The sequence below is a fragment of the Dyadobacter sp. SG02 genome (assembly GCF_900109045.1).
Taxonomy (GTDB): domain Bacteria; phylum Bacteroidota; class Bacteroidia; order Cytophagales; family Spirosomataceae; genus Dyadobacter.
The window spans coordinates 134,180-157,470 of the sequence record NZ_FNYL01000010.1 but is presented as its reverse complement, the minus strand read 5'-3'; the positions used below and the strand labels follow the sequence as shown (position 1 = coordinate 157,470).

Here is a 23,291-nt window from a genome sequence, read left to right as displayed (position 1 = left end):
AATCCGCTACTTTTTGCCGGTGAAGGTGTATTGCACACCGAAAACGAATGTCCTTGGCGCCGCTGCATTGTAAGTCGTGCGGTCGGTAGCGTTATTGCCGCGCGTCGCATTGGTAGCGTACAACACGTCGGTGAGGTTGAGCACGTTCGTGAACAATTCGATGCCTTTCCAGTTGTAGCCCAATCGCATGTTCAGGATGTCGTAACCTTCGTATCGGACGGTGTTGACCTGATTTTGATAGTAGGAAGCCACGTGCTGCCATTCTACCGACGACCGGAAGTTTTTAAGCCATTTGGGATAATAGCTGAACTCTGTGTTCCACAGCCAGTGCGGCGACGAAGGCATATCCTTGCCATTCACATTCTTGACAGCATCCGACTCGCGGTTGCTCAGAATGAATTCCTCATACCGGTGAATGGCCGTAGTACCGCCAAAACGGAAGAAAAACTCCTTAGTAGGCTTGTAAGTCACGCCGAATTCCGCGCCGCGGTGCAAGGTCTTTCCCGCCGATTGATAATCGTAGGAGTTGTCCGGTAACCGCACATTCAAAAGTTCGTTCCGTCCATTCATTTGGTAGAATGCGAGATCGACGTAAATCTTGTTGTCGAGCAGCGATGCCCAGCCGCCGATTTCCGCATTGTTGAACTCCGCCGGTTTCAGATTGTAGTAAAACAAATCGCCGTTTTCCGCCGGTACTGTGCGTTTGCGGAAGACCGAGGTCAGCCCCGGAGGTGAGAAACCTCTCGAATAGTTGGCATAAATCCCTTTTCCTTTACCCAAATCATAAGTAGCGCCAATTTTCGGGGTCACTTTGCTGTACGATTTACTGCCCGTGGTATTGTCGAGGAAGTTGGTGTAGGTAAACGACATCCGGTCGTAACGCAAGCCCGCCGACACGCGGAGTTTCGGCAACAGCTCGAAGTCATATTGCGTGTAAGCGGCCGTGTTCTTGATATCGGCGTCGTAATCGGCATTTCTGATGTCCGGGCGCTCTTTTACGATGGTGTATTTTTCCACCGATTTCCCGTCGGGACGGAGCTGAGCCGCCAGATCGACCTGATACGACCAGTAATCCGATGGCGAGAAGTCGAAAACGGCGCCGGTAATCAGTTTGGAATTCAGAAAACTGAACCGCTGGCTGTGCTGCGCAAGTATTCCCAGACTTTTGAAATCACTCGAATTGATTTCCCCTTTCGCGGTCGTCTGCCCCGACGTCCAGCGTATACCGTAGTTCGGGTTCTGGCCATGCTCGTTTTTTCTGGCAAATGCGGTTACAAATGTCTGGGAGCCGTTTTTCCAATCTTTTTCAAGGGTAAGCCGACTGCGCAGCGAGTTCACTTTACGGTAGGTAAAATCGGTTGTACTCACATATTGACGGGAGTAGAATGCAAGACTGTCTACGCTGCCGCTGGTTTGCGAATCGTATTTGCTGTAAGCGAGCGTGTAAATGAGGCGCGTCGAGGGTGTGAAGTGGTATTCCAATCTTGCATTAATAGCATTCTTGTCATAATCCGTGCTTTTCATCCACGCATCGCGCTGGTTGGCGACGAACCCGCCTACGTACACGCCGAATTTTCCGATCATGCCGCCCGCACCATACTGAATGCGTTTGTAACCCCACTGGTCTGCCTGCACGCCGATTTTGGCAGTTGGCAATATCGTAGGACGCTGCGTGATAAAGTTGATCGCGCCGCCGACCGCTTCCGGGCCGTAAATCGAAGAAACCGGGCCTTTCACCACTTCCACCGAGCTAATCGCAAACTGGTTGAATTCCAGAATGGAGTTATGGTTGAAAACGCCCATCGGGCGGACCGGCACGCCGTCTTCCATATACAGGAAATACGCGTTGGTCGTAAACGGCTGGCGGATCGCCATCGAATGCTGCTCGTTGCCGAGGTTCACCATCATCACACCCGGTACCTTGTTCACGATCTCGTACATGGCCGTCGGTTTGGCCTCGTCGATCATCCGTGGAGTCAGTTTGGAAATCGCGATCGGGCTTTCGGTACGCAATGTGGCCTCGCGGTTTCCGGTTACCACTACCGATTGCAGGTTTTCCGTAGCCGCATCCAATCCGATCTTGATGCTTTTGATGTTTTCAACCTGGACTTCCCTGGCTGAAAAACCGATGCTGGAAATGCGGAGTACCGCATTAGAAACCGGACTGCTGAATGCAAAATGGCCGTTATTGTCGGTTGTAGTACCGATATTGGCGGACAGGATCTGCACCGTCGCCCCCGGAATGGGCTCTTTGGTTTGGGTATCGAATACATTGCCTTCGATGCCCTGCGCGACAGCCGCGTGCGCGCCCACATACAGGAATAGTGCCTGTAAAAATATTTTCAGGTTCATTATAATGCTTTAAGGGATTGAAATTCAGTTAGGTATCGCGAATTTATCTCCTGGGCGGGCGCAGTAATTGGGCGACTGGCGCGGTGTAGAAAAGCAATTGGTGGAAGAAGCGAACCGGCTCACGGAATGCTTTCACAGCCGGTTCAAAATCGTAAAAGTAAGGTTGTGGTGTAAAAAGCTGGATTACAGGAGTGTTGTGGACTTTTTCGGAAGTCTCCTTATCCTGTTTGTCCTGCTGCTGTTTGAGTTTTTTGGCCAGGTAACATTTTCCATCGCAATGCAGCTCGGGCCGTTTGCGGTTTTCACAAAGTACCCTGGTAATGTATTCCCGGTTCAGTTTAAAATACGCGATCGTTCCCCACGGGCTGAGCGTGGGTAGCATAATAGCTGCGAGCAATATGTATGCTATAAATGAGCGCATTAAAAAGAGGTCCCTATGCCGGGATCGGAAAAACGTTTGTCTTTGATAAAATCGTCGTCATTCAATGTTTTCAGAAATGCAATGATCGATTGCTTCTCTGCCGCCGTCAGGCTGATACCACGTTTTTGACCGGCTACATTCAGGAGCGGGTCGAGGGTCGGTGATACGTAGATGCTGTCCTTACTGCCCGGCTTGTCGTTGGCGTAATGGTCGAGCACCTGTTCCAAAGTCGTGAAACGGCCATCGTGCATGTAAGGTGCGGTCAGGCCTACATTGCGCAGGCTCGGTACCTTGAATTTTAGCCGGTCGTCAGCATTCAGCGTAATGTCATACCTGCCCTGGTCGTTGATGCGATTGGGCGCAATGCCGTTATTTCTGAATTTCTGATCCGTAAAAAGCTCGCCTGCGTGGCAGGAAGCGCATTTTTGTTTAAAAATGGATAAACCATCCTTTTCCTGCGTCGTTAATGCGGAGGCATCGCCCCTCAGAAAGTAATCGTACCGTGAAGTAGCCGAAACCATCGTCATCATAAACTGCGACAGCGCCTGCATCATGCGGTCGGCCGTAATGCTATCGCTACCGAACGCCGCTTTGAACATTTTAGGATAATCCACCTGCTTGGCCGCACCTGCTACCGGTGTTTTCTTCAACTTTTCAATCACATTACCGACCCGCTCGTCCATTTCTACCTTATTCTGAATGGGTACCGGCGGCACCATGTCCATGTCATGTACACCGCCATCCCAAAAGAAAGAAGTGTTCCAGGCCATATTCTGCACCGACGGCGCATTTCGGGTGCCGATCTTGTCATCCACACCGTGGCTGAGGTCGTGGCCATGATGGGTGAATGCGGCCTGCTGCTGATGGCAAGTACCGCAACCGATATTGTCCGTCCGCGAAAGAATGCCGTCGTAAAAGAGGAATTTCCCCAGCTCGACGCCTTCGACGGTCAACGGATTTTTGGATAAATCATAAACCGGGTCGGGGAAATACGAAGGTTTTGTCCATTCCAGGGGCGTCGGCTTATTGTCCGACGGCGGAACCGGCTCGGGATTGTCGGTTTTCTTGCTGCAAGAAACCGACAACGCCAGCAGTGCCGCCGTAATGGCCAATATGTCTTTAACCTTCCTCATTTGCGACGCGTTATTGCATTTTAATTTCCTTCACATGGAACATCCCGGCGTAGTTGTCGGCGACATACTTTGTAGAGTCGGTAAACATCAGCGAAGAGCTCTTTTTGATGCTTAACTGGTTAGGGCTATTGAAAATTTTCTGGATATCGGCCTGTATGAACACTTTGGAAACAATGCTGGTGGTAACGATCGCTTTCTGGCCGGGGAATGTCAGTTTTACTGTTCTGAGGTTGTTAAGCGTCCTTTCCGTCCTGCCTCCAAAAAAGCCGATGTGGTAATAGTATTTGCCGTTGGCTGTGGTAGATGAATCGGAAGAGCCTTCGAGTTTCATGAAAATGTAGCCCGGGTTCCAGTCCCAGTACATGGCTTCCTCGTTGGTAGGACCTGAATATATATCCAGAATGCCCTTTCGCCCGGGCGAATCCGGCTCCATCACACTACGTACACTGTCTACGCCCACCACGAATTCAATGCCGGCATATTCGCCTGTCAGCACATTCCGGATCGTCAGATTTTGCGATTCCTGGTTCGCCTCGCGGATAAGAAAGTAGCTCGAATCCTGCGGCACCGTGAATATGCTCCCGTCCATTCTGACGAGTTTGATATTTGAAATGTAGTAGTTGAGCTTGCTTACCGTAAAATCTTCACCCGCGGCATTTATGTATCTGGTGCTATCGAGTTGCAAATCCTTGTCACCGACGATATTGTCGAATTGCAGCTGGATGGTACCGGTTTCAATCGGGTCGGTATCGTCATCCTCATCAGGGAAAGCGCATGAAACCATCAGCACCCCCGAGGCAAACGCCCATGCCAATAGCCATGAAAATGTTCTTTTCATCATGTATATTTTGAAAAATGATAGTTTACACGCATTCGAGAGGCGTGTATTAAGCCGACAAAATTGCAAAGAGAATCTGTTCCAACTAATGCTAGAACTACAAACGGGGTGATTTTATGCTAAATCAGACGAGCGGGGGATGAAAAATATCGTCCACCGCGACGCGGGGTGTGAAGAATTCGCGAACGAAGAACCGGGGTTGGGGCAGGATTTCAACCAAAACAGGCTGCCGGTTAAATGAGAAACTTGTCCGCCGGTCCATCACCTGATCGATCAGCCTTGACATATAAGACTTTTCCGCCTGGCGTTTTTCCTGTTCGTCGAGCGACGCAATGCGTTTGGCGAGGTAGCATTTACCGTCGCAATGCATTTGCGGCCGGTTTTTGTTTTCGCAGAGGTTGTTGATGATGTAGTCTCTTCTGATCTCAAAGTCGAGGTACAACAAAGGAATCACCCACACTTTGACCAGCATAAGGCCAAGCAGGCTGAGGGATATCCATTGTTTCGCAGAATTTCTCACAATATCAGAAACGAACAAACGGGAGGAAATGGTGTTTCGGGTCAAAGGTAATGATGAATGTCCAGAAACAGCTGAAATATCGAAATGTCTTCGCCCTGCTAACGAATTTTATAGTGGATTTGCAATGACAAGCCGCCCGAGTACAGGAAGCGATTGTTCAATCCCTCAATTGTGTAGCCAAAACCCGGAAAATATTGGACATAAGTGTCAGCGGCCGTCCGTCGACCCATTACATTCCGAAAGGTCAAACGCAGGAGCCAGTTATTTGCCAGGTTGAAATTGAATCCGAAATAGCCTTCAATTCCAAAAGCGACATTATTCGTTTCCTTAAACCGGCCTTCGTAATCACCGAATGTGGGGCCGTTAAAATGGAACTTCCCATGGTAACCTGCAATGGAAATGACGGGGCCGTAGCCCGCATAGAGAATCCTGCGCGTGCTGCGCATTCGCCTTACTTCATACGCAGCGCGCAGATAAGTGCCTTTGAATGCCTGCGAAGGACTGAAATCGGTATATTGATGCGTGTCCCCACTGGCAAATCCCGCTCCGAAGTACAACCGCCTGCCGGGCTTTTTCAAATCGCGCATGTAGTAGGGCTCTATGATCGGCGCATTGCGGATGTAGTATTTATCTGGAAAAATAAATGAAGGCAGGCTGTTGATTACGTCGAGGCCAATGTAGGAAGCCCGTTTCGCAAGTGTGTCCTGCGCTTGCGTGGTGAATGATGCCAGGATGAGCGTAATAAGCACAGCTAATCTTCTCATGGCCGGATGAAGATTGACATCCCCGGAGCCGGTTCCGCATTTATCCAGGGTTGCAGACCCGTGTTGACGAAAGTGTCGTAGTGAATATCCGTCTCGGCGAAAGTAGAATAGTATCGGCTGGGTGTAGTAGGCTCTTTTGCATCGGTTATGAATCCGCACCCGCCTTTGTATCGGAATATGCGTTGGTAGTAAATGGATAGCGTATCAATGCGTTCGGTGAACCGGAAGACGTAAGTGGTGGTGTCGGAAACGAGAGAAATAGGCAGCGAAATGGAATAATAGTGTTGCGGTGTGAAATTATCCGTTTGCAGCCTGATGGCCTCCTGGCTCACCGCATTTAAGGCGTAAACCGAATCTAATTTCAGCGAGTCGCCTGTAAAATAGATCCGCGCCGACAGCTCCGCTTGCGGGCCGCAGTCAATGCAGCTTTGGGCAAAGATTCCTGATAAAATGAGGATAATGGGTAGAAGATGTTTCATCAATACGGTCCGGGAGGTTTTAGATAACCGGTGAGACACATTCTCATCAAAGATCGTTGCCGCCGCAGGATAATCGCTGTTTTAGAGCGCATTGGATTCGGGTTAATAAAGGTATATTTGAGAAAAAACACACTATGTCAGCAGCGCACGCATTAGCACTTCCACAACCGCCCATGTACTCAGAAGAGGAATATCTCCGGCTTGAAAAAGATGCATTAGAGCGAAGCGAATTTTTGGAGGGAATGCTCATCCCGAAAGATGCAGAAGGGCCGGATCACAATATAGTCAAGGAGCATGTGATCGGAGAACTTGGAATGATTCTCAAAAAAAGCATTGTCTGCAAAAGCTTTTCAAGTACGCAACGTGTTTTTGTCCCTTCAATTTGTTCATATTTTTATCCCGATATTTTAGTTGTTTGTGGCTCAAATAGATACGGAATGCTGGATCGTATCACAATCGTCAACCCATCGGTGGTCATTGAAATACTTTCGCCGTCTACCTGCGAGTACGACTGCGGTCCGAAATTTAAATTGTACCGTGACATTGAAACCTTGCAGGAATATGTGACGATAGATTCGCGCAAACCCTACGCGCAGGTCTTCCGCCGGATGGCCGATAATCAGTGGATTCTGGCCGATGACGCATTCTCCCTAGCCGAATCAATTACCATTCAAACAATAGGCGCTACGCTGCAAATGGCCGATCTTTATGACGGTACCGAGAATGTAAGCAGTCTCCTGCCGCCGCCCAAAGAGTAATTTTCCTATATTTGCCCTTTAAACAATAAGGGGCATTTTGCTCCGTTTAAGATCAAAATTGTTTTTGAATAGAATCGACCTCTGTTTCATTCGCTTAACCATTCACTTTTTATTTCTGATATGATGCTTCTGCAAGCACTTACTGACTCTACTGCGGCTGCACCCGTCGCTGAGCAGGGCCTTTCTGTAATCGATTTGCTCGCCAAAGGGGGGTGGGTAATGTTGCCGCTCGGGTTGTTGTTCCTGGCCACATTGTTCCTCATTATCGAACGTTTCCTCGGTATCGGCGCCAATGGCAAGATCGAACCGCAATTTGTAGATAACGTGAAGGATTTTATTCAGCAAGGAAACCTGAAATCGGCAGAGTCACTTTGCAGAAACCAGCGTAATGCCGCAGGCCGCATTCTGGAAAGAGCGATCGGTCGCATTGGTTACCCGATCAAAGACATTGAAACGACGATCGAAAACGCCAGCCAGATCGAGATCCAGCGTATGGAAGGTAACCTGCCATACCTCGGGGTGATCGCAGGTATCGCGCCCATGCTCGGGTTCGTGGGTACGATTTCCGGTATTATCCGTATTTTCTACGACATTTCGATCTCCAACGACTTCAACATCAGTACCATCGCCGGTGGTATGTATGAAAAAATGATCACGTCCGGTTCCGGTCTGATCATCGGTCTGATCGCCTACGCGGGTTACCACTTGCTGAACATGAAAATCGACCGTTTCGCATTGCGCCTGCAAATGGCCGCGTCCGATTTTCTGGATGTGCTGTCAAAGCCTGTTGCCGCAAAATAGCTATTTATGATCGCGCCGTTTTTTGAAAGCTGGGCGATTTAAAACCTCATAAAATATATGAAAATACGTCGGAAGAGCCGGTTTGCGCCGGAGGTGTTCACGCACTCGCTCAACGATATCATGTTCTTCCTGCTGCTGTTCTTTTTGATCATCTCCACGATGTCCAATCCGAACGTGATCAAACTGATGCTGCCCAAGGCGTCGGCTACGCAGCAGATGTACAAAAAACAGATTACCCTGTCGGTTGATGATAAGAAGGCTTATTTTATTGATAAAGAGCCTGTTCCATTCGATAATCTGGAAACGCAATTGCAAAGTATTTTCGCCGGTGTGGAAGAGCGTACCGTCGTTTTACGCGTAGATAAGAATCTTGCCGTTCAGGACCTCGTGGATGTACTTGAAATCGGGGCCAAGAATGATATTAAAATGGTGATGGCTACGGCTAAATAAAATTATGGAGAAAGGAGGAGGGAGTAAGAAGAAAGGGAAGGGTTTGAAGGTTTTTGATCTTCAAACCCTTTTTCTGTTTCTAATGGTTGGCTGCGCTTTGGTAGATCTGCTCTACGATGGATTGCAGGACCGCGCCTTGCTCGCCATCACAGATATTGGCTGACTTACCTTCGCAGAGGTCCAGGAATGCGGTTGTGTTTTTTAATTGAAAGTCGACATCGCCCAAATGCGGGAAATGGATATCGGCCAGCTCGCCCGCGATTTCCGTGTGTACCGACAACGGGAATAATTTGGCCCCGCCTTTTGTGCCAAATACTTCCAGATTGATCGTTTCCTCCTGATCCATATTCAATGCAAATGACGTGGATAATGCGATGCTCACATTACCCGGAAACGACAAATGTGCGAAACAGGCATCTTCGACTTCGAAAGTGGCGGGATTCCAGGCTCCCTTCAAGCCTTTTCCACCTGTTTTACCGATAAAATCATACGTATTGGCCACAATGCGTGTCGGCTGCTGATAGCCCGTCAATCCTAATGCCAGGTCGAGGATATGGACACCGAGGTCGATCAGCGCACCACCTCCCTGAATGCTTTTATTGGTGAAATTGCCCCAGCCGGGAATACCACGGCGGCGCAGGTAATTGGCTTTGATGTGGTAAATGTCGCCCAGGTTGCCGAGCGCATGATAGTTTTTCAGCGTCGCGTATTCCGGTGCATGGCGACGCTGGAAATTGTAAGCCAGGGTTAACCCTTTCTTTTGGGCGAGATCAGCCATTTCGCGTGCCTCATGTGCATGCATAGCAGGCGGTTTTTCGCAAAATACGTGACAGCCCTGTTCCAGCGCCTGCATCGTGAACGGGTAATGCAGGTTGTTGGCCGTGCAGTTGATCACAATGTCCGGCTTGCCTTCGCTTCGGTACATATCGTCGGGACTGTCGTATGCAAACGGCACACTGTGCTTGTCGGCCAGCGCCTGGGCTTTGTGAATGTCGCGGCTGCATATCGAAATGGCTTTGACGCGATCGGAAAGTTTGGCTAATGCCGGGAGATGGTTCTGGTCGGCAATATGCCCGCCGCCGATGATCGCGGCTTTGAGTACTGACATGGAAAGAATAGGTTGTGTTTATTCTTTCAAATATCCGTTATTTTTCTTTGAGATACTTCCAGGACGGCGTCGCATACACGCGGGAAGTGAGACCATAATTCATAATATAACGGTGGTTGCCGTTTTGTTCCTCTGTATTGCCTTCGGATTTTCTTCTCTTGAGCAAATTCCATGAACCTCCATACGCGATATCAGGTGCTTTTCCGGAAGCCGACAGGTCCAGCGTCCCATTCAGAAACGAGCCAATTTCATCCATCGTCGGAACAGTCGAGAATCCACTGGAATTGAAATTCAGAAACCCCTGCCGTTTCTCCTGATTATCCTTGTCCAGTTTAAAATTGACTTCCAGAGTATACGTCATTTCCACCGGCTTCCCGTTCTGCACCGCGGGATTCCACTTCGGCATTTCGTTCACCACCCGCAGCGCTTCCTTATCTATACCATAACCAATGTTTTTCAGACTTCTGGCATCCCGGATATCGCCGTTTTTATCCACTGTAAAAGACACCAGTGCGATCGCTTCCAGATTTATTTTGCGCGCCGTTTCCGGGTATTGCAGGTTTTGGAGCAGGTATTGCATCAGAGCCTCGTTACCACCTGGAAATGAGGGCCGTTGCTCTGCTATTTTCAAATCTTCATTGGTAGGGGAAGGAATTGAAACGGGAGCAACAGCATTGTCATCGGCTATGGGCCGACCCACGATTACCGGTCCTGTAATTTTGTTCTCCGCTTTTTTAATGATCAGTCCAAGCTCCTGATTGTTGTTTGTCAGCTCAAATTCCTGTGTGTCGTACGCAACGTGCGTGATCACGAGCCTGGAATTGGCTGGTACATCATGTAGTTCAAACCGGCCATTGCGATCAGTGGTTGTGCCACGGGTCGTTCCCGCTACGATAATGGTTGCATCCTCGACAGGTCCATCGATCTCGTCGATAATGAGACCTCTTACACGTATGGCCTTTTCGACCTCCCCTTTGAGTTGATCTATCGCCTGCAACGGCGACCGGGAAGCTGAGATGGCAACCGAGCACGCGACAACCGGTAGGATCATCAGATATTTAGTCAGCAACCACTGTGAACTACGTTTCTTGTAAATCATTTTGATCCGGCTTTTTAGCAATGATGAATTGAAAAAGTGATTCGCGATGGTAATGTCCGGGCTGCGCATGGCGTATGCGACGAGGAATGAAGCATATTCGTTCCGATTCGGCGCGGGCTGATCGGCCAGGTATTCATGGACGGTTTCAATGGAACGCTTGTACAACCATACGGCAGGGTTAATCCAGAAACATATTTTCAGGAGTTCAATCAATAGGACATCGACTGTGTGCCGTTGTCTGATATGCTCGTACTCATGCCGGATAACCGCGTCGGGATTGTGGTGATAGTCATGAGGGCTTAAAAACAACCAGCGGAAGAATGAAAATGAGCTTCCTGCCCGGCTAACGATGTTTTCAGGCAGCATCAGTAGTGAGTAATCCCCCATATCGATCTTTTCACTCCGGCGGGCCAGTATGCAGAGCCTGAAAACACCCGAAACAAATTTCCAGGTTAGAACCAACGAAATGGCTGCATACAACGCCGTAGCGACGAGCCAGATACTAATGCCTGTTTCCGGTGTTTGGTCCGCGATCACTTCCACGGAAATGGAGGCTTTCTCGTAGACGGTTTCCGGCACGTAAATGGTCGTGACCGGCTCTGCGAAATGGACCGCCGGCAATGCAAATGCGATCAGCAACGTGCCCAGCAGGTAAAAGCGGTTCCAGTGAAAGAAAGTATGCTTTCGAAGCAAAAGCCAATAGCAAGCATAAAACAGCAGCCAGTATGCATTGACTTTTGCGAGATAGAGGAGCGTTTCCATGCTAGGCAGCGTTCTATTTGCTTTTCGAGTTGATCACGACAACACCATTCACGCCTTTTGAACCATAAATTTTGGTCGCGGTTTCGCCTTTCAGGACATTAATGCTTGAAATCGTGTTGGGATCGATTGTTTTAAATATCGTAGGTTCCAACTCTTCGCCGTCGAGGATATAAAGCGGCTCGGTACCGACTGTGAATGGCCCTGCTGTGCCTCTTATCGTAACTTTGGTGTCAGATGGAGTCGGTTGCTCGACATTGCTTATGGCTTTGGCTTCGAAAGTTTCCCCGACCAGCGGAGCTGCTTCAATGCTTTTTTGTGAAATTGGTTTTGATACAGGTTTGAAATTGACAACCGTGGTCTCTTTCGCCTTCTTGGGGTCGACAGCTGTGTTTTCACCCACTTCCGCAATCATGAAATTGATCGGAACGGTATATTTCACACTGACAGCTTTGCCGTTCTGCTTACCAGGCGTCCATTTGGGGAATTTGGAAACTACACGGGATGCTTCTTCGTCACAACCATTGCCGATGCCTTTCGGTACCTCCACATCTTCAATTTCACCAGAAGAAGTTACCACGAAGCTTACGAAAACCTTTCCTTGCGTATTGGCGTCGGAAGCTTTTCTGGGATATTTGATGTTTCGGCCCAGAAACTTGAACATTTCCGCGTTTCCGCCAGGGAACTCGGGCTGTACTTCTACTTCGGAGAAAATGCGTGCATTATCGGCGGTCTGTGGATCGGTTTGCACCGCATTATTTTCCTTTGAAACCTGATTTTCGCAGCCGGCGACGAACAATGCGCTGGTTCCGATCAGTGTTGCGGCAACCACGTAGGTACCTAGCATCCATTTGGACGTCCGGTTTTTATAGATCATCTGAATACGGTTTTTTAACTGAGATGGTTTAAAAAAGTGGTTGGTCAGCGACGCAACAGGCGCATTGAGCGCATATGCGACGAGGAATTGAGCATAATATTCACGATTCGGGGCTTGCGCATCGGCCAGGTACTCGTGAATTTCTTGCAGCGACCGCTTGTACAACAGCAGCACCGGGTTGAACCAGAAAATGGTCCGTATAATTTCAATCAAAAGAATGTCCACACTATGCCGCTGCTGGGTATGCACCATTTCGTGCCGCAAGATGGCGTCGAAGTGGTATTCATAATCGTTGCGGTTGATGACGATCCATTTCAGGAATGAAAAGGAGCCCACCTGGTTGGAGTCAATCAGGATCACGGAGCAGTCTTCCAGTTCGATGACCTCGCCCGAGCGGAGGTATTTCACCAGTTGTGCAATGTTCCGGGCTAGCACGGTGGCTGCCACGAAAAGTCCCGCAGTGTAGATCAATGTCAGGATTTCCATCCATGTCCAGGCTTCCGGCTTTTCCGGCGCTTTGCTTATCACCGAGAATGCCGAGGCATTCACCTCGTATATCACGGGCAGTTCGGGTGCGGAAGCAGGATAAATGATCTCGGGTAGTGCGAAAGCAACAAGCAGGGAACCTAGCAGGTACCAGCGGTTCCAGAGGAAGAACGTATGCTTCCGAAGCATCAACCAGTAACAGGCGTACAACAATACCCAGTAAAGGCTCACCTTGCCGATGTATATGAAAATTTCCATGGCTAACAGACGGTTTACTGTTCGTTTTTATGTTGGTTGATCAGCTTCATGATCTCGTCCAGGTCTTTGGTATTCAGATCATTATCCTTTACAAAAAAGGAAACCAGGTTGGGCAGCGAATTATCGAAGTAGTTGCTCATCAACTGCTTCATTTCGTGGCGTTTATATTCCTCTTCCGAGATCAGTGGATAGTATTCGTGCGTTTTTCCGTAGGCATTGTAGCCTACCACCTCTTTCTTTTCGAGGATCCGGATGATGGTCGATACTGTGTTATAGGCCGGTTTAGGCTCCGGCATTTCAGCCAGAATGTCTTTCACAAATGCCTTTTTCAGTTGCCAGAGAATTCTCATGACCTCCTCCTCTGCCCGGGTCAGGTTACGGATTTCCATAATGTTTCTTTCTTTAAAATGGGTTATAAGTAATGGGTAATTCAAATATATGACTATTCTATTAGTTTCAAAACTATTTTATTAGTTATTATAAAAAAATAAAAACCGTCGAGATTGATTTCGACGGTTTTCGAAGATTCTTAGTGTTTTATGCTACGCATATTTTGACCCTTTACCTTGAAGATATTGACCGACATTGCATTGAGCGCCAGGCATTATCATCACCTCGTGATCCCAGTCAAAGGTGGTCCAGTTTCCAGGTGTAGCGATCATCACTTGTCTCGTTTCGGTAAAGAACCAGATCACCTTCTCCGCTCCAAATTCGAGGAGTTTTAAAGTTTTAACTGTTACATACTCGCTTTCCCTAACGTCTTCCAACTCCACGCGCGTATCTACTTCGATTGAGATTGTGGGTGGAACTTGTATATAGTTTAGATTGATTTGATCGATTGTGAGCACGTCTTTATCAAGGATCATAATATCGGAAGCTAGGTTATTTCGCTTGTTGATATGCAAACCCGGCTCATTCGTAGCAATTATGTACTTTCCTCGGTTGATCTGGTCATACAGGACACCAAGAATGTAACTAAGAATATACGTTTGTAGACCACTGCAACCCATAATGCCTTCTTCATTGATATTACCCGCAAGCACTTCGCGGTAACCTTTGTAGTAATAAGGTTTCCCATCGATGATATCTCGGATCAGTGATGTGGGAATGCTTTCTTCCAATGTAGTTTCCGGAATGTCGAAGCCGGGTCTTGGTGAGGCTATCATAGGTTGAATCGTTTAGCTCATAGTGTAATATACAAAAATTATCTCCTGATATTCAACCAAATGTACAAGGTAACAGGCTCGATGAGCCTTCGGTAAAATAAAAAGGCGACGGAATCAGATCCCGTCGCCCTTGCAATATGAATGCATGCGTCGCTTATTCCACCACGCTCAATTTCACTGTGTTCGTCTTGCGCTGTCTCGAAACCGGCATGCTCAATGTGTTGATGAACACGTCGCCTTTCTGCAATTCGCCTTTTTCGACAAGGAAAGTTTTGATATCCTCGATGAGGTCGTCGGTTGAAACGCCCTGGTCGCGATCGTAATAGAATACTTTGGTACCCCAATACAATGCGAGCTGGTTCATCAGCATTCTGTTCGAAGTGAAGATCAGCAGGTTCGCTTTCGGGCGGTGGTGCGACAGGCGGAAAGATGTGTAACCTGAACGCGTAATGCCGATGATCGCTGCCGCTTGTGTATCACGTGCGAGGCGGCATGCACTCATTACTACATTGTCGTTCAATTTATACGTACCCGGCGTATCGTTAACTGCCGCGTGGTGTCTGAAATAGATGGTTTTGCTCGAAGCTTCTACTTTCAGAATGGTGTTGGTCATGCTTTCAACGGCCAGGATCGGGTATTTACCGGATGCAGTTTCAGCTGAAAGCATCACCGCATCAGCGCCGTCGAGTACCGAGTTCGCCACGTCGTTCAGCTCGGCGCGGGTTGCGCGCGGGCTTTCGATCATCGATTCCAGCATTTGCGTAGCCACGATTACGGGCTTGCCAGCACGGTTACATTTCTCGACGATCATTTTCTGGATCATCGGAACTTCTTCCGCAGGGAGCTCAACCCCGAGGTCGCCGCGCGCTACCATGATCGCGTCGGTCGCTTCGATGATCTCGTCGATATTGAGAATAGCCTCTGGCTTCTCGATTTTCGCAACGACGCGGGCGTGCTTGCCTTTGTTGGCGATGTATTCTTTCACTTTCTGGATTTCCTCAGCCGTGCGTACGAACGACAATGCAATCCATTCCACATTGTTTTCCAGACCAAAGTCCAGGTCTTCCCAGTCTTTCTGTGTTACCGAAGGCATCGAAACCTTCGTATTAGGCAGGTTAACGCCTTTTTTAGATTTCAGATAACCACCATAAATAACCTCCGTGATCACATCCGTTCCATCGATGCCTGTAACCAGTACTTCCAGTTTACCATCATCCATCAACACGCGGTCACCGATTTTCACATCATTGTACATTCCGTCGTAAGGCGTGCTCACTTTCTCGGCAGTACCCAGTATTTCGGTGTTTGAAAGGATCAGTTTCTTTCCTGATTCGATCAGCACCCCATCTTTCTCGGCTACGAGGCCGATACGGATTTTAGGTCCTTGCAAATCTTGAAGGATAGCCAGGTTAAGGCCGTGCTCCTCGTTGATCTCGCGGATGTTGGTGAGTCTTTGCAGGTGGTCGGCGTGGGTGCCGTGGGAGAAGTTGAGACGGAACACGTTCACTCCTGCTTTGGCCAATGCGTATAATGTTTCTTTGGATTCCGAGGCAGGGCCTACGGTTGCAACAATTCTGGTTTTTTTGGAAGACATAAAGTTAATGTGCAGTAAAAATGATGTTTTTATAAACAATCCACGTCGATTATTACCTGGATGCTTTTTAGCGTCTTGTCAGTAAGAGTGTCAATTACTTTTTCCTGTATAAATGACTTTGCCGCCTTAAAATTAATCTTTTCTCGTTCAAGTTTGATGAGAATATCGAACAAAAACTGATTTCTTACTCTTTCGACCAGCGGCGGCTGCGGCCCCAGAACCCTGCTGGCACCTAAATGGGCGGTCAGTTTTTCCGCCAGTACTTTCGCGGCCCGGGCGGCGGTGCCCTCGTCGATATGCTTCACCGTAACCTTGATAAGCCGGGTAAATGGCGGGTAACTAAACCGCTCGCGCTCCGCGATTTCTGCCTCGTACATGCCCTCATAGTCGTTATTGATGATTTTTTCCAACAGTGGCTGCGACGGATTCGCCGTTTGGATCAAAACTTTCCCCGGCTTGTCCGCGCGCCTGCCTGCGCGCCCGCTCACCTGCGTGAGCATCTGGAACGCCCGTTCCGATGCACGGAATTCCGGGAAATGGATAATGCGGTCGGCGTCGAAAATGCCTACCACGCTCACATTGTCGAAATCCAGCCCTTTGCTCACCATTTGCGTTCCGACGAGAATATCGATCCCGCCTTCCTCGAAGTCCGAAATGATCTGCTGATAAGCATTCTTTGCGCGCGTCGTGTCGAGGTCCATGCGTTGCACGCGCGCCTCCGGGTACATGACATTGATTTCCTCCTCGATCTTTTCCGTGCCGTACCCCATTGTTTTTACTTTCGGCGAGCCGCAATGCGGGCAGGTACGCGGTACTTCCTCCTTATGCCCGCAATAATGGCAACGCAGTTCGCGAGCCTTCATGTGATAGGTAAGGCTTACGTCGCAGTTCGAGCATTCCGAAATCCAGTTGCATTCCTCGCATTGCAGGTAGGGCGAGTAACCGCGGCGGTTTTGGAAGAGGATCGTTTGTTCCTTGTTTTTAAGGTTATATTCCAAATGGTTGAGGAGCACGGAAGAAAACTCGTTCTTCATTTGCTTCTGGCGTTTCTCCTTTTTGGTATCGATCAGCTCGAAACGCGGCAATGCGGCATTTCCGTAGCGTTGCTTCATCTGTACAAATCCATACCGGCCGCTTTGCGCATGAAAATAGCTTTCCAACGAGGGCGTAGCCGAACCGAGCAGCGTTTTGCCCTTGTGCATGTACGACATGATCACGGCCACGTCGCGTGCATTGTAACGCGGGGCGGGGTCGTGCTGCTTATAGGAAGTTTCGTGTTCTTCGTCCACGATAATGAGCCCCAGGTTATCAAATGGAAGGAAAATAGCAGACCGTACGCCGACTACGAACTGGAATTTGCCATCCAGGATGCCTTTCCAGACCTCGACGCGTTCATTATCCGAGAATTTGGAATGGTAAATGCCCATTACATCGCCGAAAACTTTCCTTAACCGCACTACGATTTGCGTCGTCAATGCAATTTCAGGAAGGAGGAACAGCACCTGCGTGCCGCTTTCGAGCGCCTGTTTAATCAGTTCAATGTAAACTTCGGTTTTGCCGCTACCGGTAATGCCGTGCAGGAGCACTACTTCTTTTTCTGCAAACAGCTCGTGAATTTTCTGTGAAGCTTCTTTTTGCGTTTCACTAAGCGTTATGGTGCCCATATTGCCCATCGGGATATCGTCGAAGCGGGAGACGAATATTTCGAACTGCTCGAAGATGCCCTTTTTAATGAGGGTATTCAAAGAGGCATCTGAAATGGTATCGTCCTGGCTGAATATCGATTTATCCAAACCTTTATAATTCAAATCTGGGTTGTTGTAAACCGGGATGAAACTGAGGTATTTCAAAAGGATTTCCTGCTGCTTGGGCGTCTTGTCGAGGTCGCTGGCGAGCTGGGAAAGGGCTTCACCGGTAGTATACGCGGCCGTCAGCCTGATCTTCTTCGCTACTTTCGGCTTGTAGCGTTCTTTAACTTCTTCATATAAAATCACGGCCCGCTTCCCGACAAGCGATTTGATAATCGAGGTTATATTCGATTTCTGCAAAAGCCTTTCTACTTCTTCATAAGAAAGTGTCTGATGCTTCTTGATTTCTTCTATAACAAGGTGCTCCTGATCTGTCAGCAGGTCTTCGTGCTCAAATTCAGGATTAATCTGAATCCTCGACTGGCTGGTAATTTTCAATCCCGCCGGCAATGCCACATTCATCACCTCGCCGATATTACAGAGGTAATATTCCGCCACCCACGCGAAAAGTTCTAATTGCTGCTGGGTGACGATCGGCTGTTCGTCGAGCAGTTCGAGGATGTATTTCGCCTGGTATTTCACCGGCGGGTTGGAATGCAGCTGCGCCACCACGGCCGTAATGACCCTTTTCTGCCCAAACTGCACGATTACCCTCGCCCCGACCTTGATCAGCGAAGCCATTTCTCGCGGAACCCGGTATGTAAACAGGTTCGGAATCGGTACCGGAAGGATCAGATCGGCAAAAAGGGTGATTTCTTCCTCGAATAAGGAGGTCATTGGCATTAGTTCGTTAAAATCGGCCGCAAGTTCGGCATTTGTCGTCAAGCAATCAACGAAACATCGAGTGCAGCGGCATGCGCCCAGTCGACCATCGCATTGAAAAGCCGTATCTGGCTGAATGCCTCAATATCGCTTTCGCGGATTTCGGCGGTTTCGACAATGCCTTCGTCGAGCAGGAATGCGCGTTGCGTCCCGGGCAGTAGCGGGCTCGCGGGTGTGAACCACCGGCTGCCGTCGAAGAATGCGACATTGCAAAAAATGGAATCGGTGACTAGTCCTTTTTTGATGATCAGTATCTCGTCCGCATCGCCGCGTTGTGCGTAGAGCGCATTCAGCGTATCACGGTTGTCGTATTTATACCGGTAGTCAATTTCATCATGATAAACCCGCTTGATTTTCCGGATCGTGCGGCGGGAATAAGGCTCCCATTTGATGTTATCAATCTCCTTCGCGTAAGCCACGCGACATTTGTGCATACGCTCATCGACGAGGTCGGGTATTGCAAGCAGTTCCGATAAATCCCAGTTATCATCATACCCCCACAATTCCCGGCGGGTTTTGTTTAGGCGCGCTTCGTGATACGACAGGTTTTTCAATTGCCGGTTCTCGACACAGATCGTTTCAAAGCACAGCATGCGGGGCGTGGCTAAATGGGAGATAAACTTTATCGATCACTTCCTGGTATTCACTTTTCGCATTGCTCAATGCAGTAATGCCGCCGCCGCTTTTGAAAACCAATCCGTTATCCTGCTGTTCTATGAAACGGATCATTACGGCACTTTCAAAGTTCTCTCCATCGAAATAACCCATGACACCGGTATAATAACCGCGGTTATATTGCTCTGCCTCCTGAATGACTTCCAGCGTACGCGGTTTCGGTGCGCCGGTAATGGAACCTGCGGGTAATAGTTTTTCCAAAAGATCGCCATACTGACCATCGAAAGTATCCGGCAATAGCCCGGCGATTTCAGAACTTACCTGTAAAAGTGTTTTATCGGAAGTCTGAATGCGGTCGATATAGCGGTAGCGCTCCACCCACACTTTTTCGGCCACTATACTGATATCGTTTCTGATCAAATCCACGATAGTTGCATGCTCGGCGGCTTCTTTGTGATCTGAAAGTATTACCTGTTCCGCATTCGGTACCGAGGCGTCAATGGTGCCTTTCATCGGAAACGAGGCAATGCGGTTGCCTTGAATGCGCACGAATATTTCCGGGGAAAAGCATACGAACCGGTTCCTGACCAGCAGCCGGTAAGGCGCTTCACTGTGCCGGAATATCTGTTCCAATGTCAGGTTGGTATCGAGCGGAGTTGGCACCGACAGGTTGACCAGGAATGAATTACCCGCATTCAAATGGCGCAGTACGCAATCGAACTTGGGTTGATAGTCATCAAATGCAAGCGGATGTTTGTCGAACCGGATGTGCTCCGGCAGCTCATCGCGCAATACCGGCAGGTCATTGGCGAAACCGTTCAGATTGTAGAGTATCTCCTCCGGGTCGACGTCTTCGAGCTTCCACGCCAGCGGTTTTTGGAATTGGTAGTCCACCAAAAAAAAGAACGGGGTTTTTGCCTTGCCCCATTCATTCAGTTTCTCCGTAAAGTCCCCGGCCGCGTTTTCCAAGCTAAAAAGTGGTATTATCAGACTTCCTGAACAGTTAGCTAATTTACAAAGTTCAGAAACCAATAGCTAAATTAGAGAGTTAAAACACTAAGGCGGCCGCGAGCAAAAGGCCGTCAACCATACAATGCACATTTACGACGCAATCATTATCGGTGGTGGCCCATGCGGCCTCGCAATGGGTGTCGAGCTGGCTAAAAGCGGTCTCGATTACCTGATCCTCGAAAAAGGCAACCTTACCGAATCCATTCGCCGGTATCCGCGGCGGATGAAGTTCTTCTCCACAGCTGAAAATATCGAAATTGGCGGCGTTCCGTTTGCCATTTCGGACGTCAAAGCCAACCGCAACGAGGCTTTGCAATATTACCGGAAGGTAGCCGGCTATTACCACTTGAACTTCAAACTGTTCGTGGATATAGATCGCACGGAGAAACAGGCAGACGGTACTTTTCTCACGTATTCGAATGATGGTCAGGTATTTCAATCGAAAAATGTGATCCTCGCTACGGGCTATTTCGACGTGCCGCGAATGCTGAATGTGCCGGGTGAGAATTTGCCGCATGTTTCGCATTATTATGATGAGCCATTTAAATACTCCTATACCAATGTGGTGCTGGTAGGCGGTTCCAATTCGTCGGTGGAAGCTGCTTTGGAGTTGTATCGCCACGATGCCAAGGTGACGATCGTGCATAAGGAAGCGGATTTCCGCACAAAAGTGAAATACTGGCTCGTACCGGATGTGAAGAACCGGGTGAAGGAAGGAAAAATCCATACGCGCTTCAATTCGGTTACGCGTGCCATCGAACCGGGACGACTTTTGATCGAGAACCTGGAAACGGGCGAGCAGGAATGGTTACCGGCCGATTTCGTCTTCCTATTGGTAGGTTACCTGCCCGACGAGCATCTGCTGGCGCGTTGCGGCGTTACGCTCGATCCGGTTACGAAGGTGCCGGAATATGACACCGAGACTTTTGAAACCAATGTGCCGGGATTGTATTTGTGCGGGACTGTGCTCGCGGGAGTGTTTACAGAAAAGGTATTTATAGAAAATGGCCGTGAGCATGCGGCTGCTATCGCTGATCATTTGACAGGCCGTGAAGTCCGGAAAGTGAATGAGTTGATTGATCGGATTTAAGCTTATCCGTCCACCAAAACCAGCTTCTTCCTTTTCTTTTTAGACGAAATCTTCTCGATTTTACCGATCAAACCATTCGCGCCGACGCCGTAACCTACATTTCCGGCGAAGCTAAGGGAGTGGAAACCTTCGGTGCCGAGTGAAATCCAGCTTTTACCGCGGTCGAGGGAAACGCTGTTGCCCGATGGACCGGATGCTACTAATGCATAGTTGTCTGACCGGATCTGGGTATCACCGTTCCACGTCGCGTTTGTTTTGTGGTAAACGGCTACCGATTCTTTCAGGCCGGTGGGTTTGGTCATGCCGGATAGTGTCCAGGTAACGCCGCCGTCGGTCGTAAGGAGTACGTTTTGTGTTGAATCTGTCGTCTTTTTATAATTTCCGCCTACGGCTATTCCATTCTTTTTAGACCAGAATCTTAACCCGAAAATGCCGCTGGTAGGTCCGGCGGGTAATGGGGTGGAGGATACCTGCCAGCTTTGCCCGTAATCTTCCGTGCGAAAAACGCGGGCCATTTTGCTGCCGCCGGTACCTATGAATGCGGTTCCTTTGCCGTTAGTTAATATAGACGTGCCGCTGGCAGCGAAGCATGCTTCACCGGGTTCGGCATTCGGACGCTTGTCGAGGGGAAGTTCCTGCCAGGAGTTGCCGCCGTCGTCAGTTGTCAAAATGAATAGTTTGCCCTGAGTCGGATCGCCGAGGCAAATGCCTTTGTTTTTATCCCAAAAGTCGATTCCATCCAGAAAAACCCCATTTTGTGTAGTTTGGTACACAAGCTTCCAGCTTTCTCCTCCGTCTTCGGTCTTGTAAATTTTCGCTTTATCTTTCTCCGATTCGCCGGCGCTCATGGCGATGGCGACCTGCTTATCGAATGCGTGAATGTCGCGGAAGTCGAGCGAGTCGGCGCCGGAAACTTTGTAGGTTGTCCAGGTGTGGCCCCCGTTGGTCGTTTTCAAAACAGTACCCCGTGTACCGCCGATCCAGCAAATTGTGGGGGATACGGCGTGTACTGCGCGCATATGGATCTTCGTTTTGATATCGATGACCTTCCATTGCGCCTTGCTTTCGTCTGCCGTGCTCACGAAGAGGATAAAAAGTATTACGTTAAAAAAGCCGTTCACGGAAAATCGGCGCGCTGACTTGCGAAGTGGCACAGTATTTTGTTATTTTTCAGTTCTAATGTTTTATCAACACAAAATAGGGAATTCATATGAACAAGAACCAAAAATTTTTGATTGGCTCAATCGGAGCATTGTTGACAGGCATTGCGATTGGCCTTTTGGTAGCTCCCAAAAATGGAAAAGAAACCCGGAAATTGATTAAAAATAAGGCAAATGACCTTGGTGGAAATGCGAAGGATACATACGAAAAAAGCCTTGAAGAACTGTCTCATCTTGCCGACAGGCTCAAAGAAGGGTTCGTGAAAAATGTAAATTCCGCAAAAGAAAAAGCAAATGGCGTAGCTGACAGCGTGGCTGAAAAAGCACGCGGCGTAGTCAACAATAATGCTTAGTAACTCCGATATTCACGACATTGAAAGGGTTGTTTCCGATAAAGAAGCGACCCTTTTTGCTACGCGGTAGTCAGGGTATTTTCGCTATTACCTCGCCGATTACCTGATTGATATCTTCGGTAAAATTCTTGGTTTTCTCGGGAATAATGCCGCTTGCGCCGCCCTGCCATACCATCCGGTTATTAGCCGCATCCACCAGGTCGATCACGATCGTCCCCTCGCGGTATTTGCCGGTTACTACCTCTTCACTTTTCCAGGAATAGCGCCGCTGGCCCATATACCGGGGCAGGCCGTCGGTGCGGAAATCTGTTTGCCTGGTCTGCAATTGTTCCTGCACATTCAATGCGATATTGATTTTCAGGGTCGGGTCGCGCGCCTCGTCGAGCCCGCGGGCTTGCAGGTTTTTGGCGATGGCGTCTCTGATAATGCCGACATTTTTCTCAAAGTTTTTGGAAACGGTGTCCCCTTTTGCTTCGATGTCGTAAAAACCGTAAGTAGGGTAGTCGGCAAGCTTGAAAGTTCCTTCTTTCTTGACTTTCAGTAGTTTGTAGGATGGGCTGCACGCGGTAATCGAAAAAACGAAGCACAAGATGGCCAATGCATTTTTCATGACTGCGAATATTTAGGGT

General features: G+C 48.9%; 23 protein-coding genes. 5 read left to right on the top strand and 18 right to left on the bottom strand.

Annotated features, from left to right (window positions below):
• Positions 1–6 precede the first annotated feature (6 nt).
• The 7 genes from BMW93_RS22945 to BMW93_RS22915 all read right to left on the bottom strand — a co-directional run bounded on the left by BMW93_RS22945 (position 7) and on the right by BMW93_RS22915 (position 6,507).
• On the bottom strand, positions 7–2,352 hold the full coding sequence (locus tag BMW93_RS22945) for a TonB-dependent receptor (RefSeq protein WP_090381826.1): 2,346 nt from the start codon (positions 2,350–2,352) through the stop codon (positions 7–9).
• Positions 2,353–2,395: 43 nt separating this feature from the next.
• Positions 2,396–2,773 carry a hypothetical protein gene (locus BMW93_RS22940; protein WP_090381824.1) on the bottom strand — a complete coding sequence of 126 codons (378 nt, stop codon included), beginning with the start codon at positions 2,771–2,773 and terminating at the stop codon, positions 2,396–2,398.
• Positions 2,773–3,906 (bottom strand): cytochrome-c peroxidase, encoded by a 1,134-nt coding sequence (locus tag BMW93_RS22935; RefSeq protein ID WP_090381821.1) that lies wholly within the window; start codon positions 3,904–3,906, stop codon positions 2,773–2,775. Before BMW93_RS22935 ends, BMW93_RS22940 begins: the two co-directional genes overlap by 1 nt.
• Positions 3,907–3,916: 10 nt before the next feature.
• The gene (locus tag BMW93_RS22930; protein WP_229240713.1) at positions 3,917–4,747 is read right to left on the bottom strand and encodes an MbnP family protein; all 831 of its coding nucleotides are present in this window, start codon (positions 4,745–4,747) and stop codon (positions 3,917–3,919) included.
• Between the two features lie 121 nt (positions 4,748–4,868).
• Positions 4,869–5,309, bottom strand: coding sequence for a hypothetical protein (locus tag BMW93_RS22925; RefSeq protein ID WP_229240711.1), 441 nt, complete (start codon positions 5,307–5,309; stop codon positions 4,869–4,871).
• Positions 5,310–5,362: 53 nt separating this feature from the next.
• A complete protein-coding gene (locus BMW93_RS22920; protein WP_090381817.1) occupies positions 5,363–6,028 on the bottom strand; it encodes a hypothetical protein in 666 nt (221 codons plus the stop codon).
• A complete protein-coding gene (locus tag BMW93_RS22915; protein WP_090381814.1) occupies positions 6,025–6,507 on the bottom strand; it encodes a hypothetical protein in 483 nt (160 codons plus the stop codon). Before BMW93_RS22915 ends, BMW93_RS22920 begins: the two co-directional genes overlap by 4 nt.
• A 134-nt stretch (positions 6,508–6,641) precedes the next feature.
• Here BMW93_RS22915 and BMW93_RS22910 point away from each other — a divergent pair, with 134 nt between their 5' ends.
• The 3 genes from BMW93_RS22910 to BMW93_RS22900 all read left to right on the top strand — a co-directional run bounded on the left by BMW93_RS22910 (position 6,642) and on the right by BMW93_RS22900 (position 8,516).
• The gene (locus tag BMW93_RS22910) at positions 6,642–7,265 is read left to right on the top strand and encodes a Uma2 family endonuclease (RefSeq protein WP_229240709.1); all 624 of its coding nucleotides are present in this window, start codon (positions 6,642–6,644) and stop codon (positions 7,263–7,265) included.
• A 120-nt stretch (positions 7,266–7,385) separates the two neighbouring features.
• A complete protein-coding gene (locus BMW93_RS22905) occupies positions 7,386–8,066 on the top strand; it encodes a MotA/TolQ/ExbB proton channel family protein (protein ID WP_019944977.1) in 681 nt (226 codons plus the stop codon).
• 57 nt (positions 8,067–8,123) lie between these two features.
• The gene (locus tag BMW93_RS22900; protein WP_090381810.1) at positions 8,124–8,516 is read left to right on the top strand and encodes a biopolymer transporter ExbD; all 393 of its coding nucleotides are present in this window, start codon (positions 8,124–8,126) and stop codon (positions 8,514–8,516) included.
• Positions 8,517–8,595: 79 nt separating this feature from the next.
• Here BMW93_RS22900 and BMW93_RS22895 read toward each other — a convergent pair whose 3' ends face one another.
• The 9 genes from BMW93_RS22895 to BMW93_RS22855 form a co-directional block, all read right to left on the bottom strand.
• Positions 8,596–9,624, bottom strand: a complete 1,029-nt coding sequence (locus BMW93_RS22895) for a Gfo/Idh/MocA family protein (RefSeq protein WP_090381807.1) — start codon at positions 9,622–9,624, stop codon at positions 8,596–8,598.
• Between the two features lie 37 nt (positions 9,625–9,661).
• Positions 9,662–11,485 carry a TonB family protein gene (locus BMW93_RS22890; protein WP_090381805.1) on the bottom strand — a complete coding sequence of 608 codons (1,824 nt, stop codon included), beginning with the start codon at positions 11,483–11,485 and terminating at the stop codon, positions 9,662–9,664.
• A 13-nt stretch (positions 11,486–11,498) separates the two neighbouring features.
• Positions 11,499–13,103 (bottom strand): TonB family protein, encoded by a 1,605-nt coding sequence (locus BMW93_RS22885; RefSeq protein ID WP_090381803.1) that lies wholly within the window; start codon positions 13,101–13,103, stop codon positions 11,499–11,501.
• Between the two features lie 14 nt (positions 13,104–13,117).
• Entirely contained in the window at positions 13,118–13,492 is a 375-nt protein-coding gene (locus tag BMW93_RS22880) for a BlaI/MecI/CopY family transcriptional regulator (protein WP_090381801.1), read from the bottom strand.
• A gap of 153 nt (positions 13,493–13,645) precedes the next feature.
• A complete protein-coding gene (locus BMW93_RS22875; RefSeq protein WP_090381798.1) occupies positions 13,646–14,269 on the bottom strand; it encodes a hypothetical protein in 624 nt (207 codons plus the stop codon).
• Between the two features lie 154 nt (positions 14,270–14,423).
• Positions 14,424–15,863 (bottom strand): pyruvate kinase, encoded by a 1,440-nt coding sequence (gene pyk, locus BMW93_RS22870; protein WP_090381796.1) that lies wholly within the window; start codon positions 15,861–15,863, stop codon positions 14,424–14,426.
• Between the two features lie 29 nt (positions 15,864–15,892).
• The gene (priA, locus tag BMW93_RS22865; RefSeq protein WP_090382142.1) at positions 15,893–18,388 is read right to left on the bottom strand and encodes a primosomal protein N'; all 2,496 of its coding nucleotides are present in this window, start codon (positions 18,386–18,388) and stop codon (positions 15,893–15,895) included.
• A 44-nt stretch (positions 18,389–18,432) separates the two neighbouring features.
• On the bottom strand, positions 18,433–19,026 hold the full coding sequence (locus BMW93_RS22860; protein ID WP_090381793.1) for an aminotransferase class IV family protein: 594 nt from the start codon (positions 19,024–19,026) through the stop codon (positions 18,433–18,435).
• Positions 19,013–20,017, bottom strand: a complete 1,005-nt coding sequence (locus BMW93_RS22855; protein WP_090381791.1) for an aminodeoxychorismate synthase component I — start codon at positions 20,015–20,017, stop codon at positions 19,013–19,015. Before BMW93_RS22855 ends, BMW93_RS22860 begins: the two co-directional genes overlap by 14 nt.
• Before the next feature lie 124 nt (positions 20,018–20,141).
• On the opposite strand from BMW93_RS22855, the gene BMW93_RS22850 reads away from it, so the two are divergent.
• A complete protein-coding gene (locus BMW93_RS22850) occupies positions 20,142–21,149 on the top strand; it encodes a YpdA family putative bacillithiol disulfide reductase (RefSeq protein ID WP_090381789.1) in 1,008 nt (335 codons plus the stop codon).
• Positions 21,150–21,151: 2 nt separating this feature from the next.
• Here the strand turns inward: BMW93_RS22850 and BMW93_RS22845 are convergent, their stop codons facing one another.
• Entirely contained in the window at positions 21,152–22,231 is a 1,080-nt protein-coding gene (locus BMW93_RS22845) for a YCF48-related protein (protein WP_229240707.1), read from the bottom strand.
• 128 nt (positions 22,232–22,359) lie between these two features.
• Between BMW93_RS22845 and BMW93_RS22840 the strand changes: the two genes are divergently transcribed.
• Positions 22,360–22,662: a YtxH domain-containing protein gene (locus BMW93_RS22840; protein ID WP_090381786.1), complete on the top strand. Its 303-nt coding sequence runs from the start codon at positions 22,360–22,362 to the stop codon at positions 22,660–22,662.
• A gap of 70 nt (positions 22,663–22,732) precedes the next feature.
• Here the strand turns inward: BMW93_RS22840 and BMW93_RS22835 are convergent, their stop codons facing one another.
• Positions 22,733–23,272, bottom strand: a complete 540-nt coding sequence (locus BMW93_RS22835; protein ID WP_090381784.1) for a DUF4136 domain-containing protein — start codon at positions 23,270–23,272, stop codon at positions 22,733–22,735.
• Between the last annotated feature and the right edge of the window lie 19 nt (positions 23,273–23,291).